1 protein-coding gene and 1 pseudogene are annotated in these 1107 nt (G+C 73.5%); one reads left to right on the forward strand and one right to left on the reverse strand.

All coding sequences use genetic code 11. The features are described 5' to 3' along the window. Positions 1-284 (reverse strand): annotated as a pseudogene (locus tag ACIQOV_RS42475) (hypothetical protein); the annotation flags it as partial. 283 nt (positions 285-567) lie between these two features. On the opposite strand from ACIQOV_RS42475, the gene rimP reads away from it, so the two are divergent. Further along, entirely contained in the window at positions 568-1104 is a 537-nt protein-coding gene (gene rimP / locus ACIQOV_RS42480; protein WP_359909157.1) for a ribosome maturation factor RimP, read from the forward strand. Positions 1105-1107: the final 3 nt, after the last annotated feature.

Here is a 1107-nt window from a genome sequence, read left to right on the forward strand (position 1 = left end):
GAGGGGCTCGCGCTCGGCAGGCCCTGGACGAGGGCGGCGCGGTGCTGGACGGTGTCGTCGCGCAGGGGCTGGAGCAGGGCGGTCCGGGCGCCCGGGACGGTGAGCAGGTTGTCGTAGGCGCCGAGCAGGAGGTCGGTGGCGGCGATCGCGCGCAGGCGGACCGGGGTGTCCGGGTCGCGGGGCGGGGTGGGGTCGGCGTGCCGGTCGCCGACGGAGGCGGTGCAGGCGGTGAGGGTGGTGAGCAGTCCGAGGGCCAGGAGGGTCCGTCGGCTGGGCGGCTGCATCGGGGGCGCTCCGGGCGGGTACGGGAGGACGGCCTCCCCGCCAGCCCTCGTTGGCGTGAATGATTACAGAATCCCCACGTTCCCGGGTCCGGTTCGGGGATGCCGGGCCGGGTGTGAGGTTGCTCGCAGTGGGTGGTGTGCGGGCGGCCGGGGGAGGTCAGGAATCGGTGGTTGGGGGCTTGACCGGATAGGCTTTGGGCCGAGCTGCCGTGATTCCGGTGTGGCACCGGGGGTGCGCGGCGACCTTCTGACAACAGCAGACGCGGCCGAGGAGTCCACCCGGATGAGCACCACCCACACCGACCGGCTGCGAGCGTTGCTGGAGCCGCTGGCCGAGCAGGCCGGACTGGACCTGGAGGACGTCAGGGTCACTCGGGCGGGCAGCCGCCGGCAGGTGCAGATCGACGTCGACACCGACGGCGGTGTGGACATGGACGCCATCGCCGAGTTCAGCCGGGTGGTCGGTGAGGCCCTGGACGAGTCGGACCTGATGGGGGACGACGCGTACCTGCTGGAGGTCGGCTCGCCGGGTGCGGAGCGTCCGCTGGTCCTGCCCCGGCACTGGCAGCGCGCCGAGGGCCGGCTGGCCAGGATCCACCTGGTGGACGGCGGGGAGATCGTCGCCCGGGTGCTGGAGGCCGACGAGGACGGCGCACTGGTCGAGGTGCAGCCGGTGAAGGGGCGCGGCCGTCCGAAGGAGCGCCGTCTGGCGTACGCGGAGGTGACCCGGGCGCGCGTCCAGGTCGAGTTCAACCGCAAGGACGACGAGCTCCTGGACGAGGCCGCGGACTTCGACGAGGGGGAGGACGGCGCCGAGTGACCC

Source organism: Kitasatospora sp. NPDC091257, from assembly GCF_044757675.1.
Taxonomy (GTDB): Bacteria; Actinomycetota; Actinomycetes; order Streptomycetales; family Streptomycetaceae; genus Kitasatospora; species Kitasatospora lactacystinica.